The organism is Acidovorax sp. AC410 (assembly GCF_979253235.1).
In genome coordinates this window covers 3,964,734-3,978,981 of sequence record NZ_CEEDCG010000001.1, presented here as the reverse complement: position 1 = coordinate 3,978,981, position 14,248 = coordinate 3,964,734, and the positions used below count along the sequence as shown (strand labels likewise).

The window sequence follows — 14,248 nt, the reverse complement described above, 5'->3', positions numbered from 1 at the left end:
GCAGGGCATTTGTTTCGCCCGCGTAAAACCCGGCGCAGGCCCTTGCCTTGGCCCGGCGGCAGGCGCAGCATGGTGTTCTGACCCCGGCTTCGATGGGGTCGACGGAAGACCGCAGCATGCCCCTCCACGGCGTTTTCTCCAGCCCACCGATCAACCGCCGCCAGTGGCTGGCGCTGGCCGCCCTGGGCGCCTCGGCCAACACCGTACCGGCATGGGCGGCTGGAGCCTCCCTGGCACCTTCGGACACCCCTGACGAGGCCCTGCGCGCACGCCTGGCGGACCGCATCACCTGGGGCTGCACGGCCCAGGGCGCACAGGCGCTGGCCACCCTGGGCCGGGATGCATGGCTGGCCGCCCAGTGGCACGGCTCCGCCAGCGCGCCGCTGCCGGCCGCAGCCCAGGCGCAGATCGATGCCATGGCCATCACCAAGACCCCGTTCGAGGCCCTGGCCCTGCAGATGGACGCGCGCCAGCGCGAGGCCCGCACCCTGCCCACCGAGGACGAGCGCAAGGCCGCGCTGGAGGCCTGGCAGAAGGACATGCGCCAGCTGCAGCGCGAGGCCAGCCAGCGCTTCGTGCTGCGCGCGCTGTACTCGCCCGCCCAGTTGCGCGAGAAGATGACCTGGTTCTGGATGAACCACTTCAGCGTGTTCGCCGGCAAGGCCGACCTGCGTGCCAGCGTGGGCGACTACGAGGAACGCGCCATACGCCCACACGCGCTGGGCCGCTTCCGCGACCTGCTGGGCGCCGCCACGCGCCACCCCGCCATGCTGCGTTATCTGGACAACGCGCAGAACGCGGTCGGCCGCATCAACGAGAACCATGCGCGCGAGCTGATGGAGCTGCACACCCTGGGCGTGGACGGCGGCTACGGCCAGCAGGACGTGCAGGAACTGGCGCGCGTGCTCACGGGTGTCGGTGTCAGCCTGCGCCCGCTGGACAGCGAGCCCCCGCGCATGAAGCCCGCGCTGCGTGCCCACTACGTGCGCAAGGGCCTGTTCGAGTTCAACCCCCAACGCCATGACTGGGAGGCGAAGACCCTGCTCGGCCAACCCATCCGCTCCCAGGGCCTGGCCGAACTGGACGAGGCCCTGGACCGCCTGGCCCGCCACAGCGCCACGGCCCGCTTCGTCACCCGCAAGATGGCCGTCTACCTGGTGGGTGATGCGCCCCCGCCCGCGCTGCTCGACACCCTGGCGCGCACCTTCGAACGCACCGATGGCGACATCGCCAGCGTGCTGGAAGCGCTGTTCCAGTCCAGCGACTTCCAGGCCTCGCTGGGCCAGCGCTTTCGCGACCCGGTGCAGTACCTGCTGGCCGGTGCGCGCCTGGTGCATGGCGAGCAGCCGGTGCTGGCCAGTACCGATCCCCTGCTCAACTGGCTGCAGCGCCTGGCCGAGCCGCTGTATGGCCGCGCCACGCCGGACGGCTATCCGCTGGATACCGCGACTTGGTCGGGCTCGGGCCAGATGAGCACGCGCTTCGAGGCGGCGCGTGTGCTGGGTGCCGGTGCCCTGGCACCACCCGATGCGCAGGGCAAGCGCCCGCCGCTACCGGCGCTCTCGCAAACGCCTTACCTGCAGCAGATCGACGCCACGCTGGCACCCGCCACGCGAGCCGCGCTGGTGCAGGCTACGTCGCCACGCGAATGGAACCTGTTGTTCCTCTCGTCACCCGAATTCATGCACGGCTGAAAGGACTCCCCATGTTGCGACGCCACTGCCTGCAAGCCCTGGGTACCGGCGCGCTGGGCCTGGCCACCGCCCAGGTGGCCGCCGCCCCGCGCGCGGGCGATGCGCGCCTGCTGCTCGTCTTTTTGCGGGGCGGGTACGACTGCGCCAGCCTGCTCGTGCCCACCAGCAGCAGCTTCTACTACGAGAGCCGGCCCAATATCGCGATTGCCCGCCCCGGGCAGGAGGGTGGTGCGCTGGAGCTCACCAGCGACTGGGGCCTGCACCCGGTGCTGGCGCCGTCACTGCTGCCGCTGTACCAACGGCGCGAGCTGGCCTTCGTGCCCTTCGCGGGCACGGACGACCTCTCGCGCAGCCATTTCGACACGCAGGACAGCATCGAGCTGGGCCAGCCCCTCTCCGGGCGGCGCGACTACGGCTCGGGCTTTTTGAACCGGCTGGCGGCCGAGCTCGGTGCCAAGCGCACCACGGCCGCCCCCATGGCCTTCACCAGCACCCTGCCCCTGGTGCTGCGCGGCACCGTGGACGTGCCCAACACGGCGCTGGCCGCTGCGGCAGGCAAAGCTGGCGTGGACGAGCGCCAGGCCGGGCTCATCGGCATGATGTACCGCAGCACCGCGCTGGCCGGCCCCGTGGCCGAGGGCTTTGCCACCCAGGGCGAAGTGGCGCGCAGCATGCAGGGCGAGATGGACGCGGCCAGCCGCAACGCGCTGAGCACCAAGGGCTTCGAAGGCACGGCACGGCGCATGGCACGGCTGATGCAGACGCGTTACCACCTGGGTTTTGTCGATGTGGGTGGTTGGGACACCCATGTGGGCCAGGGCAACGCCACGGGCGCTTTGGCCAACCGTTTCGAGGAACTGGGCCGGGGCCTGGCCGGCTTTGCCGACGAGATGGGGCCCGTGGCCTGGAAGAGCACCGTGGTGGTGGTGGTCAGCGAGTTCGGCCGCACCTTCCGCGAAAACGGCAACCGCGGCACCGACCACGGCCACGGCACCGTCTTCTGGGTGCTGGGCGGCAGCGTGGCGGGCGGGCGCATTGCGGGCGAGCAGCAGGCGCTGAGCGCCACCACGCTGTTCCAGAACCGCGACCACCCCGTGCTCAACGACTACCGCGCCGTGCTCGGCGGCCTGTTCGGCCGCTTGTACGGGTTGAATGCCACGGCCCTGGCCCGGGTGTTCCCGGGCGCACGCGCCAGCGATCTGCGGCTCGTGTGAGCCGCGAGCGCATCACGCGTTGAGGACCCCGCTCATCAGCTCGGGCAGGCGCTCGATCTTCATCTTGAAGCCGCAGGCCTGCGCATGGCCGCCCCCGCCCATGCTTTCGGCCAGGGCGATGCAGTCGAAATTGCGCTGCGAACGCAGCCCCGCTTTCACGCCCTTGGCACCGGCGCTCCACATCAGCGCGAAGGTGCCGGTTTGGGCCGAAAGGATGTCGCCCACCAGGCTGTGGAACATGCCGGGCGCATTCACCATCAGCCCCTCGATGCCGTTGAACACCAGGGGCTGGGCGCCCTCGGCGATGTCGGCGCAGAGCTTTTTGTATTTTTCGTCCATGGCCGAGCCGCGCGCCATGAAGCGCTCGAGTTGCTCGGGCGTGAAGCGGGCAATCTCCTGCCAACGCTCGAAGGTCTGCGTCTCCATGTCCAGCGCGGACAGGAAGGCCGCGCTCTCGGGGAACTCCCATTTCCAGATGTCGCGGTCTTCCACATACTGCAGCAGCGCGGGCACGGGCTGGTGCGGATGGAAGAACTCCCAGGCCAGGCGCGCGCCCGACTTGTCCATGTCGAAGTGCACGACGCCGCAGCGGCAGGCAAAACCGGTGAGCTTTTCGGCCGCGCTCTTGTGGTGGTCGAGCATCACCAGGCGTGCCGCACGCTCGTCGATGGCCGAGAGGATCTCGGCCGAGAACGAAAAGTCCAGGATGTAGACCGAACGGCCATCGAGCGCGGGCAGGTCGTCCACCGACTGCACGTCGCCGTGGTCCAGGCCCACGTATTCGGCCTTGTCGCCGTAGTACAGCCAGGCCGCCAGCGCGGCGCCAAAACCGTCCGGGCAGCTGCGGCCGTGGTACAGAACCAGGGGCGCGGGATCGTTCAGGTCGGGGGCAACCAGCAGTTGCAGGGGAAGAATCGATTTTTTCATCATTGCCGCCGATTGTCGCGCGCCTGCGTGACGGCGGGAACCAATACATTGCAGACGGGCTCGATAGGGTATGGTGTTTCGCATTCCATCCCCCTCTCTCTCCACCTTCTTTGGCCGGCCCATGTTCCAGACCCTCAAAGAACTGTTCGACAGTTTCACCGCCCCTTTTTCGCCTGAGGCCACCCCTTCAGAGCGCGCCCATTCCGTGCAGTTGGCGGCCGCCGTGCTGCTGGTGGAGGTGGTGCGCGCCGATGCCGCCATGGACGCCGCGGAACGCGATGCCATGGTCCGCGCCCTGCGCGAGCGCTTCACCCTCACCGACGATGAAATCGACCGCCTGGTGGAACTGGCCGTGGACACGGCCAAGACCGCCTACGACTACCAGCGCTTCACCGGCAACCTCAACGACCACTTCACCCAGCCGCAGAAGATCGAACTGGTCGAGGCGATGTGGCAGGTGGCCTATGCCGATGCCCGCCTGGACGAGAACGAGATGCACGCCATCGGCAAGGTGGCCGGCCTGCTGCACGTGACGCACGGCGAGTACATCGCCGCGAAGATGCGTGCCAAGGAAGCGGCTGGCGTATGAGAGGCTGAGCCGCTATACCGGCAACCAGCGCCACCAGAAGGGCGTTTTCACCTCGCGCGCTCCACGCTCTTGCAACAGCTGCACAAACTCCGAGCGCCCATGGCGCCTGGCGGCCTGCAATGGTGTCATGTCGTCGAATTCCGAGCGCAGCTGCGGGTCTGCGCCATTGTCCAGCAGGTAGTGCGCGATGGCATCGTGCCCGTGGATGAGTGCGGCCACCAACGGCGTGCACAGGATCTCGGGGTGCTGGTAGTTGGGGTTCACGCCTGCGCTGATGTGGTGGCGCACCAGCGCCAGATCGCCGGCCACGGCGGCGGCATACATGTCTTTCCAATCGCCTGCGGACATGGGTGGGTTCTCCCTGCTTGAAAAATCAGCGTGGCTTGCCGTACCTGGCTGCGTACTCGGCAGCCAGCTTGCGCGCAGCCACCTGCCCCCTGGCATCGAGGATGCTCAGCAGCTGCGCCCGGTTCTTGATGGCGTGGGGCTCGCCTGCGCTGGCCGGCATGTCGATCCAGGCAAAGGCCTGCACATAGTCCTGCGGCACGCCATGGCCCTGGGCGAACAGCAGGCCGTATTCGTTCTGCGCGGCCAGTGAGCCGGCCTCGGCCGCCTTGCGGTACCACTGCGCGGCCTTCTCGTGGCTCTGGGGCACACCGGTGCCCTTGCGGTAGGACTGGCCCAGGTTGAACTGCGCCTGCACGTCGCCCTTCTCGGCGGCCAGCGTGGCGTAGTGGAGCGCCCGCTGCAGGTCCAGGGGCACACCATCGCCCTTGGAGTACATCAGGCCCAGGTTGGCCATGGAGGGCGTGTAGCCCGCCTGCGCCGCCTCGGTGAACAGCGCGACCGCCTTCTTCAGGTCCTTGCCCACGCCCTGGCCGGTGTAGTAGAGGCTGGCCAGCATGTGCTTGCCAGCGGCATCGCCTGCGTTCGCCGCGGCGCTGAATTCCTTGAACGCGGTGGCGTAGTCGCCCATGCCGTAGGCGGCGATGCCATCGTTCACGGCAGCGAGGGCGGAAGAGGACATGGCGGCGGCAACTCCCAAGGTCAGGGCGGCAGCAAAGGCACGCGGGGTCATCATCGGCATGGGCTCCTTCGGCTATTGGCGCGCATTCTGGCACAGCCTGCCGAGCCATCTGGCACGCCAAAGACTATGCGGCGGCCTCCACAGCCGCCATCGCGTGGGCATGCTCGGCCGGGCCCAGCACCTGCACGGTGGCAACCGGCACGCCCGCACCATCGAAGAACGGCGTGCGCCGGTAGCTGCCGGTCAGGCGCGATGCCGCGATGCGCGGCATGAAGCCCAGCAAGGCCTTGGCCTGCTTCCACCCACCCAGTTGGGGCGGCGTGCCGCCCTTGGCACCGGCCGTCTCCAGATGCATCTGCACAGGCCCGAAGGCGGGCGGTGCCAGGGTTTCGCCCCCCTGGCGCAGGCAGCTGTGCACCAGGCCCACATAGGGCATGCGCCAGTCGCGCCCGGTATTGGCCAGCGGCGTGTGGCAGCAGCGCGCGTACCAGCGCAGCAGGCCCTTGCCGGTCAGCGACACGCAGGCCAGCTGGTCCGTGCCGCCCGAGAACGACACATGGCGCGCATGCGTGCCCACGACCTCGGTGCCCGCCAGCGCATCGAGCACAGTATCCGCCTGGCCCAGGTGGTGGGCATAGGCCTGGCAGTCGCGGCAGTAGCACACGGCATGCAGGGCCGAGCGCGTGTCGGCCACCTCGCCGGTGACCTGGCCGCACCGGCATTGGAAGCGGTGGGGGTGCTGGTGGTTCATCATGTCTCCGTCTGTTCGATGGACCGGAAGCTTATCGCCCCTGCTGCCAGAATCTGTCAGCAGCGTTGGCCATCCCGCACCAAAAATCACCCGCCTTGTGCCATCTGGTGGATGGTCTGCGCCAGCCGATCCGGGCATGAGAAATAGGCCGAGTGGCTCGCATCGAGCGAAGCCACGCTGGCGCAGAGCGAGGCGGCCTGCATCTGCCGCTGCAGTGCAATCGTCACGGCCCGGTCCTGCGTGAGCTCGATGTAATGCCGACGCACCTGGCCATAGCGCTCAGGGGTGAGCTTCAGCCGCGTGAGCGCGGGCAGCGCGGGCTCGGGCGTCAGCAGCGCACTCGCCAGGGCCACATCGGCATCGGAGCAATCGGCATACAGCGTCTCCCGGTAGGCCTCGGGTGCCAGGCTGTCGGTGAGCGTGGCACGGTGGATGCGCAGGTGCCTGCGCACCAGCGAATCCCGGTCCTGGCGGAAGAAGTCGGCCACGCGCTCACCGCTCTGGAGCATGTAGGCTGCCAGGTAGGCCAGGCCCACCACCTTGCCCGGCCGCACCATCTCGGCCACGGTGGAGGCGACGATGCCGCCCCGGCTGTGCGCGACGATGAAGACCGGGCCATCGAGCGCATCGACCAGCCGGCACACATGCCGTGCCATGTCGGCCAGCGTGGTGCGTCCGCGCGCCAGCCGCCAGTGGCGGCCGTGCGCAGGCAGGTCGGGCACGTGCACGACGTGCCCTGCCGCTTGCAGGTGCGGCACGACCTTGTGCCAGCACCAGGCGCCGTGCCAGCTGCCGTGAAGGAGGACAATGTTCATGGTGTTCAAGGGCTTTTGCAAGCCGGAAGTGGTGAAATCAGCCCGCACGATAGGGGCCCTTACCGTTCGCGGCTCGCCATTTGCGGACCTGCGAATGCCCCGCACCCTGCCCCATAGCGCCATCTCCTAGCCCATCCCCTCACCATGACCCCGCTCCACATCCTCTGGCGCGACGAGCACCTCGTCGCCGTCTACAAGCCAGCGGGCTGGCTGGTACACCGCACGGGGCTCGACGCGGGCGAGACGCGCTTCGTGATGCAGACCCTGCGCGACCAGTTGTGCCAGCATGTGTACCCCGTACACCGGCTCGACAAGGGCACCTGCGGCGTGCTGGTGATGGCGCTGCACAGCGATGCAGCACGCGCCCTGTCGCAGGCCTTCGAGCACCAGGCCATGCACAAGCGCTACCTGGCCATGGTGCGCGGCTTTGCACCGGCGGCGGTGGAGGTGGACCACGCCCTCAAGCCCGACGACGCGCCCGCCGACGCGCCGGTGCAGGAGGCGCACACGCGCTTTCGCACCCTGGCGCAGCTGACCCTGCCCGAGGCCAGTGACCCGCGCTTTGCCAGCACCCGCGCTTCGCTGGTCGAGGCCGTGCCCACCACCGGCCGGCGCCACCAGATCCGCCGGCACCTCAAGCACCTGGCCCACCCCATCATCGGCGACGCCACGCACGGCAAGGGGCCGCTGAACCGCTGGTGGGCCGAGCACCTGGGCCTGCAGCGGCTGTGGCTGCATGCCTGGCAACTGCAGGTGCCGCACCCGGTGACGGGCGAGACGCTCGTGTTCGACAGCGGCTTGCGGCTGGGCACCGGCGCGGTCCAGGAGGCCGACCCCACCGCCGACTGGCAGCGCCTGCTGGCCCAGAGGCCCTGGTCCATGGCCCCGTAACCCGGGCGACATGCGCCGCGCGGCTGGCCCCGAATAATGGGTTTTCCCCAGAACAACGGAGACCGCACGTATGACCCCCCCGACCACCGGCCACAACCGCGTCCTCGCCCACACGGGCGCACGCTACCCCATCATCCAGGCGCCCATGGGCTGGATCGCGCGCACGCAGTTGGCCTCTGCCGTATCACGCGCCGGCGGGCTGGGCATCATCGAGACCTCGTCGGGCGAGACCGCCAACTGCCAGGCCGAGATCACCAAGATGCGCGCGCTCGGCCTGCCCTTCGGCGTGAACCTGCCCATCCGATTTTTGAAGGACGACGCCATGCTGCGCTTTGTCTGCGCATCGGGCGTGAAGTTCGTGACCACCTCGGCCGGCAGCCCGGCCAAGTTCATCGCGCCGCTCAAGGACGCCGGCATCACCGTCTACCACGCCGTGCCCACGCTGGAGGCTGCGCTCAAGTGTGTGGATGCGGGCATCGACGGCCTGGTGGTCGAGGGCGGCGAAGGCGGTGGCTTCAAGAACCCCGAGGAGGTGTCGACCCTGGTGCTGCTGCAGGCCATCCGCGCACGGGTCGATGTGCCGCTGGTCGCCGCCGGCGGCATCTGCGACGGGCGCGGCATGGCCGCAGCCTTTGCCCTCGGTGCCGAGGCGGTGCAGATGGGCACGCGCTTCGTGAGCTGCGCCGAAAGCCCGGTGCATGCCAACTACAAGAACGCCATCGTCGGCGCCAGCACCACCGGCACCTGGATGCTCAACACCCGCGCCAGCCCCTGCATCCGCGCGCTCAAGTCCGAGCGCACCGCGGCGATCCACGCAGCCGGGCTGATGCCGGCCGACAGCTTCGAAGGCATACAGCGCGTGTACTTCGATGGCGACATGGAGGCGGCGCCGGCGCTGGCGGGGCAGACGGCGGGGTTGATCGATGGGGTGAAGACGGCGCAGGAGATCATTGACGACACGGTGGCGGAGTTCTTTGCCATCACCGCGCGGCTGGGTGCGTTGGGCGCGGCGCGTTCCTTCGGTTGAGGCACGGGCCCACAATGGCCCGGTGAGCCGCCCTTCCACGGGATCGATCATTGACAGGACCATTGCCATGCAGCCCACCCACTGCCGAGAACTCACCACAGGCCGATACCGCCCGTACCCCGGAGCCGGCCGGTTGTTGCTGCTGCTGCTGATGGCGGCCGCGCTGCTCACGGGCTGCGGTACTGTGCCCGCCGTCCACCCCGGCCCGGCAGCCCATGCCGAGCGGGCGCACCTGCCGCTGCTGCGCGGCTGGTTCGACGGCAAGGAGGTGCTGTACGTGACCACTGATGCCTCCGACGCCGAGGTGGCGCGTGAGCACCTGGCCAACCACGTGCCCCAGCTCGCCCATGCGCTGGCCGACATGCCCAGCGCTGGGGGCGGCAGCCGGCGCCCTGGCGCCACGTCGCGCGTGTACGGCAGCACCAACTTCCGCCAGCCCAGCGTGTTCGCGTCGGCACCCGAACCCGTGGGCCATGCCAACCGCAGCGCGGCTTATAGCCCGCTGTGGCAGCTGGTCAAGGTCACGTGGCGCGAGCCTTTGCAGGCGCGCGTGCTGCGGTCGGAGGAGGAGGTACTGGATGCTGCCGACAAGGGTTTTGTGGTGCTGGAGGTGACGCGGGTGGTGCTCAACTGTCCTATTGTTCATCGTGGGGAGTTGGGGGTGTTGCCGGGGGTGACGGTGGATGGGCGCACGCCGTGAGCGGATTGCGCTGCTGGGGGTATGCGCAGCGGTGCATCTGCTGTCCTTTTTTGGCGGCGTGCTCTGGTTGAAGGCGGAGGCCGGGTCTCGGCCCGGCGGCCGAGGTACTTGTTCTTTGCTTCGCCAAAGAAAAGTACCCCAAAGAAAGGCGACCCCGCTGCCCGTGTCCCCCTCGCCCGGTGGGCGAGGGGGCAGCCTGCGATGCTCGGGCCTGGGGTGCACCGCGGAACTCGCTGCGTTTGGCCTGCGGCCAAACTCCGCTCGGACAACCGCGGTGAGTCAGACAACGAGGCGCGTGTCCTTCGGCACGCGCTCACCCCAGGCCCTGCGCTTCTCGGCACGGTCAGAAGGGGGTGGGAGCGGGCTCCACTCGGGCCATTGCTTCGCTCGGCCCGGGGTGCCTTCGCTGCGCTTGGCCTGGACAGGGCGGCTGCGCCCGCACCGTCGGCAGCGCACAGCGCGAACCGACCCCAGGCGCAGCTGCGAAGCAGCAGCCGTGTTTGTCCCCGCTCCCCACCCCTGCTGGCTGCGCCGAGAAGCGCAGGAGCTGGGGTGGGCGTGTGTGCCGAAGGACACACACGCTTCGTTATCTGGCTCGCCGATGCTGTCTGAGCGGAGTTCACCCGCAGGGGGAACGCAGCGAGTTCATCGGCACCACCCCAGTTCCGAGCATCGCAGGTTGCCCCCATCGCCCGGCAGGGCGATGGGGGACGCAGACTGGGGGCCGCCTTCTCTTTGGTGACTTTCTCTTGGCGGCCAAGAGAAAGTTACTGCGCCGCCGGGCGCACATCCCGGCTCCCGCCCTCAACCAAGGCACGCAGCAACCATGAACGCACAACTATGAACGCACACCTCAGCGTCGGCCGCGTCCTACCCAAAAACTCGCATTCCGCTGCTAGCGCCCCAAGCAACAAGCAAGCACATTGTCGCCAGTGCCCGCCGTGGGCACGGCACCCGGAGATGCCATGCGCGCCCCCATAACCACAACACACCACCACAACCCCCACCAACCAGGCCGCCGCCATGGCTGACGCATCCCAAGCCTGGTGGCAACAAATCGCCAACACCATCGCCTCCGAATTCTCCGACGTCCCCGACGCCGGCGAAGCCACCCGAATCGTCGTGCGCCTCACAGTGGCCGGTGTGCTGGGCGGCCTGCTCGGCTGGGAGCGCGAGCACGCGGGCAAGGCTGCCGGCATACGCACCCACATGCTGGTGGCGATGGGCGCGGCCCTGTTCGTGCTCGTGGCGCAGCAGGTCGGCATCGGCCCGGCGGACAACAGCCGCGTGATCCAGGGCATCGTCGCGGGCGTCGGTTTTCTTGGCGCCGGCACCATCCTCAAGGGCGATGGCGATGGGGAATCCCAGGTGCGGGGCCTGACGACGGCCGCCGGCATCTGGCTCACGGCCGCCATCGGCGTGGCCGCGGGCCTGGGGCGCGAGGTCACGGCGGTGCTGAGCACCGTGCTGGCCCTGGCCGTGCTCTGGGCCATCCCGATGCTGCACGACGCGACGCAGAGCCGTTCGCAGCGCGGTGGCAAAGAAAATGAAAAGGAAACCACGAAGGCCGATTGATCAGCCGGCAGGGCACGCGTCTCGCGGCATGGGAATGCTGGCAGCGCGCTGGCAGCAGGCCTGGGCTACACTTTTTGCAAAGCCCCGCACTGCGCTGGGGACCGGTCCCATAGCCCACGATTGTTTGCCGCCATGACGCACTACCCCACCCCGGCTGCCCTTGCCGCCATTGCACCACCAGGAGCCGCCGGTGGCTGAGCCCAGCGCCCAGGCCACCCCGTCCAGCCAGCCCTCCACCACCGCGCCCCTCTCGGCCAACCTGCGCGGCATCATCGCCATGTGCCTGGCGGTGGGCTGCTTTTCGGTGATGGACGCGCTGCTCAAGACCCTGTCGGGCAGCTACCCGGCCATGCAGGTCGCGTCCATGCGCGGCCTGGCGGCATTGCCACTGGTGACGCTGTACGTGCTGTGGCGCGGCGAGGTGCGCGGCCTGCTCAAGGTGCGCTGGCCGCTGCACCTGCTGCGCGGCGCAATCAACATCACCATGCTGGCGCTGTTCGCCTTTGCGCTGCGCGAGCTGGGCCTGGCCGAGGCCTACACGCTATTCTTCATCGCCCCGCTGCTCATCACGGCCCTGTCCACCGTGGTGCTGGGCGAGAAGGTGCGCGGCGCGCACTGGGTGGCCATCGTGCTTGGCCTGGTGGGCGTGGTGGTGGCCCTGCGCCCGAGCCAGGAGGCCATGCTCTCCGTGGGCGCGCTGGCCGTGCTGGGCGCGGCCACGGGCTACGCCATATCGGCCATCGCCGGGCGCCTGCTCACGCGCACCGATTCGAGCGCCAGCCTGGTGTTCTGGACCACGGCCATGCTGGCCCTGGGCGCCACGGCCCTGGCCCTGCCGCAGTGGAAGGCAGTGGATGCATCGCACTGGCCACTGGTGGCCGCCATGGGGGTGTCGGGCTTTCTGGGCCAACTGGCGATTACCGAGGCCTTCCGCCACGGCCAGGCGTCCGTCGTCGCGCCGTTCGAGTACACCGCCCTGGCCTGGGGCATGGGCCTGGACTGGGTGCTGTGGCAGGCCGTGCCCGGCGCTTACACCCTGCTCGGTGGGGCCATCATCATCGGCAGCGGGCTGTACCTGGTGCGCACCGAGCGCAATACGCAGCAGGCAGTCCTGCCGCCTTGAGCCCCTGGCCCGCGCCCGCACGGCGCGTGGTCCGACAGTGCGCGGGCGCGCGCAGCGCTGTAATGGGCAAATGCCAACAGCGGCCCTGCCGCACGAGGATTTGCCATGACACAACCAGCACACACCCAGCACGCCACCATCCACGGCCATGTGACCTACACGCCCGGCGACGGTGCGCCCATCGCCATCCCCGAAGGCCCGGTGGAGCTGATCACCTCACCCGACAGCACCACGCTGAGCTGGTCGGTCGAGGACGACATCGCAGGCTCGGCCGCGATACCAAAGGACCAGTACAACCAGTACGTCCGCGACGGCAAGATCCGCCTGACGAAGCACTGACCAGACCCGCCCCCGCTCCAGACCAGACAGCGAGGTGTGGAGCGGGCTTCGATTGTCCTGCCTGCCGGACAGTGTGTCCCGGCCATGCCGGCTTGTGCGCCTTGTGATGGACCCTATATTCGATCCATCGCACCGGGAACCCCGTTTCTCCCCGGGCCAAGGAGCTGCATGACCACCACCCCCACCTTTCCCACCTTCTTCGTCTCGCACGGCGGTGGCCCCTGGCCGTGGGTCGATGGCATGAAGCAGCTATTCGCCAAGACGGCGCGCGAATTCGCCCAAATGCCGCGCCTGCTGCCCGACAAGCCCAAGGCCGTGCTGGTCATCACCGGCCACTGGGAGGCGCAGGAGTTCACCGTCTCCACCGCCGAGCACCCGCCCATGGAGTACGACTACTCCGGCTTTCCCGAGCACACCTACCGCATCCAGTACAAGGCACCCGGATCGAAGGCGCTTGCAGGGCGCGTCGGCGAACTGCTGGGTGCCGCCGGCATCGGCTGGAAGGAAGACGCCCACCGCGGCTTCGACCACGGCACCTTCGTCCCCCTGAGCCTGATGTACCCCGAGGCCGATGTGCCGGTGGTCATGCTGTCGATGAAATCCTCCTACGACCCGGCGGAGCACATCCGCCTGGGCCAGGCCATCGCACCGCTGCGCGACGAAGGCGTGCTCATCCTGGGCAGCGGCCTCACGTACCACAACATGCGCGGCTTCGGCCGGCCGCAATCCACGCCGGTGGCCGAGGCCTTCGAGGCCTTCCTGAACACCGCCATCACCGCACCCAGCGCGCAGCAGCGCAATGACATGCTGGTGCATTGGCAAGAGGCCCCCGGCGCACGCCTGGCGCATCCGCAGGAGGACCACCTGATCCCGCTGATGGTGGTGGCAGGTGCCGCCGGTGCCGACGTGGGGCACCGGGTTTTCGTCGACCATGCCATGGAGGTGGCCATGGCCTCCTACCAGTTCGGCTGACCGGCCCGCAGGCCAGCACCTATGATGGTGCCCCCCTATCCGCAGATCCATTGCCCATGCCACGCGAAGAAGACATCCTCCGGTTCTGGTTCCAGGAACTCACGCCCCAGCAGCAATTCGTGAAGGACGAGGGGCTCGACCAGACCATTGCCACCCGCTTCGGCGCCATGCTGCAGGCCGCACGCCAATGCGAGCTGTCGCCCTGGCGCGCCACGCCCGAGGGGCGGCTGGCCGAGATCATCGTGCTCGACCAGTTCTCGCGCAACATCCACCGCGACACCGCACTGGCGTTTGCGCAGGATGCGCAGGCGCTGACCCTGGCGCAGGAGCTGGTGGCCAGCGGCCAGCACAAGGCCCTGCCCGTGGCGCAGCGCGCGTTTGCCTACATGCCCTACATGCACAGCGAGTCACTGGCCATCCACACCCAGGCCATGGAGCTGTTCGACCAGCCGGGGCTGGAAAACAACCTGGCCTTCGAGGTCAAGCACCGCGAGATCATCGCGCGCTTTGGCCGCTACCCGCATCGCAATGCGGTGCTGGGGCGCACCTCCACCCCCGAAGAGGTGGAATTCCTCCAGCAACCCGGCTCTTCGTTCTGAAAGGG

General features: G+C 68.8%; 16 protein-coding genes. 11 read left to right on the top strand and 5 right to left on the bottom strand.

The genetic code is table 11. The annotated features are described in order from the left end of the window. Nucleotides 1-116: 116 nt before the first annotated feature. Together AC0IZS_RS18415 and AC0IZS_RS18410 are read left to right on the top strand one after the other, a co-directional pair. The gene (locus AC0IZS_RS18415) at nucleotides 117-1,694 is read left to right on the top strand and encodes a DUF1800 domain-containing protein (protein WP_471636921.1); all 1,578 of its coding nucleotides are present in this window, start codon (nucleotides 117-119) and stop codon (nucleotides 1,692-1,694) included. An 11-nt stretch (nucleotides 1,695-1,705) separates the two neighbouring features. Continuing rightward, a complete protein-coding gene (locus tag AC0IZS_RS18410) occupies nucleotides 1,706-2,908 on the top strand; it encodes a DUF1501 domain-containing protein (RefSeq protein WP_471636920.1) in 1,203 nt (400 codons plus the stop codon). A gap of 12 nt (nucleotides 2,909-2,920) precedes the next feature. Here the strand turns inward: AC0IZS_RS18410 and AC0IZS_RS18405 are convergent, their stop codons facing one another. Further along, nucleotides 2,921-3,838, bottom strand: coding sequence for a DHH family phosphoesterase (locus tag AC0IZS_RS18405; protein WP_471636919.1), 918 nt, complete (start codon nucleotides 3,836-3,838; stop codon nucleotides 2,921-2,923). 118 nt (nucleotides 3,839-3,956) lie between these two features. Here AC0IZS_RS18405 and AC0IZS_RS18400 point away from each other — a divergent pair, with 118 nt between their 5' ends. Next, nucleotides 3,957-4,424 (top strand): tellurite resistance TerB family protein, encoded by a 468-nt coding sequence (locus AC0IZS_RS18400; protein ID WP_471636918.1) that lies wholly within the window; start codon nucleotides 3,957-3,959, stop codon nucleotides 4,422-4,424. Between the two features lie 12 nt (nucleotides 4,425-4,436). Here AC0IZS_RS18400 and AC0IZS_RS18395 read toward each other — a convergent pair whose 3' ends face one another. The 4 genes from AC0IZS_RS18395 to AC0IZS_RS18380 all read right to left on the bottom strand — a co-directional run bounded on the left by AC0IZS_RS18395 (nucleotide 4,437) and on the right by AC0IZS_RS18380 (nucleotide 7,017). Then, on the bottom strand, nucleotides 4,437-4,772 hold the full coding sequence (locus AC0IZS_RS18395; RefSeq protein WP_471636917.1) for an ankyrin repeat domain-containing protein: 336 nt from the start codon (nucleotides 4,770-4,772) through the stop codon (nucleotides 4,437-4,439). A 25-nt stretch (nucleotides 4,773-4,797) separates the two neighbouring features. Beyond that, nucleotides 4,798-5,451, bottom strand: a complete 654-nt coding sequence (locus AC0IZS_RS18390; protein ID WP_471636916.1) for a tetratricopeptide repeat protein — start codon at nucleotides 5,449-5,451, stop codon at nucleotides 4,798-4,800. A gap of 124 nt (nucleotides 5,452-5,575) precedes the next feature. Beyond that, entirely contained in the window at nucleotides 5,576-6,202 is a 627-nt protein-coding gene (locus AC0IZS_RS18385) for a DUF6151 family protein (RefSeq protein WP_471636915.1), read from the bottom strand. A gap of 86 nt (nucleotides 6,203-6,288) precedes the next feature. Continuing rightward, nucleotides 6,289-7,017, bottom strand: a complete 729-nt coding sequence (locus AC0IZS_RS18380) for an alpha/beta fold hydrolase (protein ID WP_471636914.1) — start codon at nucleotides 7,015-7,017, stop codon at nucleotides 6,289-6,291. Between the two features lie 144 nt (nucleotides 7,018-7,161). Between AC0IZS_RS18380 and AC0IZS_RS18375 the strand changes: the two genes are divergently transcribed. From AC0IZS_RS18375 to AC0IZS_RS18340, 8 genes are all read left to right on the top strand, one after another. Beyond that, nucleotides 7,162-7,908, top strand: a complete 747-nt coding sequence (locus AC0IZS_RS18375; protein ID WP_471636913.1) for a pseudouridine synthase — start codon at nucleotides 7,162-7,164, stop codon at nucleotides 7,906-7,908. 70 nt (nucleotides 7,909-7,978) lie between these two features. Continuing rightward, nucleotides 7,979-8,935 (top strand): NAD(P)H-dependent flavin oxidoreductase, encoded by a 957-nt coding sequence (locus AC0IZS_RS18370; protein WP_471636912.1) that lies wholly within the window; start codon nucleotides 7,979-7,981, stop codon nucleotides 8,933-8,935. Between the two features lie 67 nt (nucleotides 8,936-9,002). Continuing rightward, on the top strand, nucleotides 9,003-9,635 hold the full coding sequence (locus AC0IZS_RS18365) for a DUF7482 domain-containing protein (RefSeq protein ID WP_471636911.1): 633 nt from the start codon (nucleotides 9,003-9,005) through the stop codon (nucleotides 9,633-9,635). Between the two features lie 1,023 nt (nucleotides 9,636-10,658). Then, entirely contained in the window at nucleotides 10,659-11,210 is a 552-nt protein-coding gene (locus AC0IZS_RS18360; protein WP_471636910.1) for an MgtC/SapB family protein, read from the top strand. Nucleotides 11,211-11,400: 190 nt separating this feature from the next. Beyond that, nucleotides 11,401-12,333: a DMT family transporter gene (locus tag AC0IZS_RS18355; RefSeq protein ID WP_471636909.1), complete on the top strand. Its 933-nt coding sequence runs from the start codon at nucleotides 11,401-11,403 to the stop codon at nucleotides 12,331-12,333. 105 nt (nucleotides 12,334-12,438) lie between these two features. After that, the gene (locus AC0IZS_RS18350) at nucleotides 12,439-12,672 is read left to right on the top strand and encodes a hypothetical protein (RefSeq protein WP_110536811.1); all 234 of its coding nucleotides are present in this window, start codon (nucleotides 12,439-12,441) and stop codon (nucleotides 12,670-12,672) included. A gap of 168 nt (nucleotides 12,673-12,840) precedes the next feature. Beyond that, complete coding sequence (locus AC0IZS_RS18345) at nucleotides 12,841-13,644, top strand: DODA-type extradiol aromatic ring-opening family dioxygenase (RefSeq protein ID WP_471636908.1); 804 nt, start codon at nucleotides 12,841-12,843, stop codon at nucleotides 13,642-13,644. Between the two features lie 56 nt (nucleotides 13,645-13,700). Further along, on the top strand, nucleotides 13,701-14,243 hold the full coding sequence (locus AC0IZS_RS18340; protein WP_471636907.1) for a DUF924 family protein: 543 nt from the start codon (nucleotides 13,701-13,703) through the stop codon (nucleotides 14,241-14,243). Nucleotides 14,244-14,248 lie beyond the last annotated feature (5 nt).

Bases quoted from the DNA above. Each gene is read 5' to 3' on its own strand.
- AC0IZS_RS18370 (WP_471636912.1), top strand. From the start codon at position 7,979: ATGACCCCCCCGACCACCGGCCACAACCGCGTCCTCGCCCACACGGGC.
- AC0IZS_RS18385 (WP_471636915.1), bottom strand. From the start codon at position 6,202: ATGAACCACCAGCACCCCCACCGCTTCCAATGCCGGTGCGGCCAGGTC.
- AC0IZS_RS18390 (WP_471636916.1), bottom strand. From the start codon at position 5,451: ATGTCCTCTTCCGCCCTCGCTGCCGTGAACGATGGCATCGCCGCCTAC.
- AC0IZS_RS18360 (WP_471636910.1), top strand. From the start codon at position 10,659: ATGGCTGACGCATCCCAAGCCTGGTGGCAACAAATCGCCAACACCATC.
- AC0IZS_RS18415 (WP_471636921.1), top strand. From the start codon at position 117: ATGCCCCTCCACGGCGTTTTCTCCAGCCCACCGATCAACCGCCGCCAG.
- AC0IZS_RS18350 (WP_110536811.1), top strand. From the start codon at position 12,439: ATGACACAACCAGCACACACCCAGCACGCCACCATCCACGGCCATGTG.
- AC0IZS_RS18340 (WP_471636907.1), top strand. From the start codon at position 13,701: ATGCCACGCGAAGAAGACATCCTCCGGTTCTGGTTCCAGGAACTCACG.
- AC0IZS_RS18400 (WP_471636918.1), top strand. From the start codon at position 3,957: ATGTTCCAGACCCTCAAAGAACTGTTCGACAGTTTCACCGCCCCTTTT.
- AC0IZS_RS18380 (WP_471636914.1), bottom strand. From the start codon at position 7,017: ATGAACATTGTCCTCCTTCACGGCAGCTGGCACGGCGCCTGGTGCTGG.
- AC0IZS_RS18365 (WP_471636911.1), top strand. From the start codon at position 9,003: ATGCAGCCCACCCACTGCCGAGAACTCACCACAGGCCGATACCGCCCG.
- AC0IZS_RS18405 (WP_471636919.1), bottom strand. From the start codon at position 3,838: ATGATGAAAAAATCGATTCTTCCCCTGCAACTGCTGGTTGCCCCCGAC.
- AC0IZS_RS18375 (WP_471636913.1), top strand. From the start codon at position 7,162: ATGACCCCGCTCCACATCCTCTGGCGCGACGAGCACCTCGTCGCCGTC.
- AC0IZS_RS18395 (WP_471636917.1), bottom strand. From the start codon at position 4,772: ATGTCCGCAGGCGATTGGAAAGACATGTATGCCGCCGCCGTGGCCGGC.
- AC0IZS_RS18345 (WP_471636908.1), top strand. From the start codon at position 12,841: ATGACCACCACCCCCACCTTTCCCACCTTCTTCGTCTCGCACGGCGGT.
- AC0IZS_RS18410 (WP_471636920.1), top strand. From the start codon at position 1,706: ATGTTGCGACGCCACTGCCTGCAAGCCCTGGGTACCGGCGCGCTGGGC.